Source organism: Parachitinimonas caeni (genome assembly GCF_030129945.1).
In the GTDB taxonomy this organism is placed as follows: Bacteria; Pseudomonadota; Gammaproteobacteria; order Burkholderiales; family Chitinimonadaceae; genus Parachitinimonas; species Parachitinimonas caeni.
In genome coordinates this window covers 1-880 of sequence record NZ_JARRAF010000139.1, presented here as the reverse complement: position 1 = coordinate 880, position 880 = coordinate 1, and the positions used below count along the sequence as shown (strand labels likewise).

Genomic DNA, 880 nt, shown 5'->3' with positions numbered 1-880 from the left:
CCCAGCACACTGCGTCCTCCCAGTGTGTTGAGTGATGTATCGAGCAAACCCTGTCCCTGACCTGTAACGATGGCAACCATTAAATAATCCCTGAATCGATATGAATGTCTGATGCGCGCGCAATATGCTGCCGAGGCGTCTTCATCATCGGATTGACCGACAACAAATCTCCTCCTGTCATACGAACTTATCCAAAGATTTCAGAAACGGTTTAGCGATTTGCCAAAAATATTTTGAGGCCGAGACGCCCGATTCCCGGCCATGCCGCGCTGGGACTGGGTTTTGTGGGGATAGGATTTTTTTTGAAATTCCGCAGAAAATCGTCTAGCGATGACGATTTATCCTCCGAATGGATGGGAAGGGTAAAAATACCACAGTCTATTCCGCCCTCTGGACAGGGGTCGCCGGGGTGTCGGCCGGGAGCCGCCGACTGGGCCAAGGGGGAGGCGATGGCGGAGCGGTGTCGGGTTATTATTCCCTCAATCGGAATAATCAATTGCTATTGATGGGTATTCTTTCGGAAATCGGGTTTTGGCAAAGTAGCGTCACTCGCCGAGCACTGTGGTGCCGCGAAACACCTACCCACTGAAAGGATTCACCATGAGCCGCATCAACGTCGTCACCAACGAAACCGCCAACGCCGAACAAGCTGCCCTGTTCAGCGCCATCCATAGCCAACTGGGTATCGTCCCCAACTTCCTGCGGGTGTTTGCCAACTCGCCGGTGGCCCTGAAGGCCTTCCTCGGTCTGCATGGTGTCGCCGGTGCCGGCAGCCTGGATCTGCCGACCCGCGAACGCATCGCCCTGGCGCTGGCACAACAGAATTCCTGTGAGTACTGCCTGTCGGCCCATACCGCCATCGGCAGCAAGGCCGGTCTGA

The 880-nt window shown here is 55.3% G+C and carries 1 protein-coding gene; it reads left to right on the top strand.

Annotated elements, in window-relative coordinates; genetic code table 11:
• Window positions 1–600 precede the first annotated feature (600 nt).
• A partial coding sequence (locus PZA18_RS23990; RefSeq protein WP_284103413.1) for a carboxymuconolactone decarboxylase family protein occupies window positions 601–880 on the top strand: 280 nt, incomplete at its 3' end.